Source organism: Mongoliitalea lutea (genome assembly GCF_014652135.1).
In the GTDB taxonomy this organism is placed as follows: Bacteria; Bacteroidota; Bacteroidia; order Cytophagales; family Cyclobacteriaceae; genus Mongoliitalea; species Mongoliitalea lutea.
This window is the reverse complement of record NZ_BMYF01000065.1, coordinates 1-629: the sequence shown is the minus strand read 5'-3', so window position 1 is coordinate 629 and position 629 is coordinate 1. Positions and strand designations below refer to the sequence as shown.

Below are 629 nucleotides of genomic sequence, written 5' to 3'. Positions count from 1 at the left end.
GGTTTTGCAAGGGCTGCGGGATATATGCATTATGCGGGCTATGATCCTTCTTTTTTTGAAAAAAATAAAGACTCTGGCGATGGGGATGTTCATTACAATACGTTTTATCAGGTTCAAAAATCAGATTATCATGTGCTTCATCGCTTTAGTGGAAGTGGGAGAAATGCAGTAAATTGGCCAATTGCTAAAGAGCCATTTCTTTATTTCGGATTGAACCCGAACTGGTTCGAATACACCCTAGAAGGAGAAGATATCATCCATGACCGACCTGTGTATGTGTTGTCTTTCCGTGCAGCGAGCAAGGCTTTTGACCGTGATATTAAAAAGTGGGGTAGGTCTCATAAGAAAAAACTACAGCAAGGAAAATTTTACATCGATCAGCTAGATTATGGGCTTCACCGAATGAGTCTCAAATGGGAAAATCCGGATCAGGAAACTAAAATGTCTGAATCAAGAAGGTACAAGTATTTACCTATTGATGAATCGATGAATGCTTATTTTCGCCGTGATGAGGATGGGCGTTACCTATTTTCGTATGTTAATTATTCAGCGAGTGCCATAGGCTATGGGTACGAGGGAGAAGGGTTTCATGAGGGAAAGCTAATGAAGGAATTTGCCGAGTTGTATGC

Annotated in this window: 1 pseudogene; it reads left to right on the top strand. The window is 40.9% G+C overall.

Annotated elements, in window-relative coordinates:
• A pseudogene (locus IE080_RS19400) lies at positions 1–629 on the top strand (hypothetical protein); the annotation flags it as partial.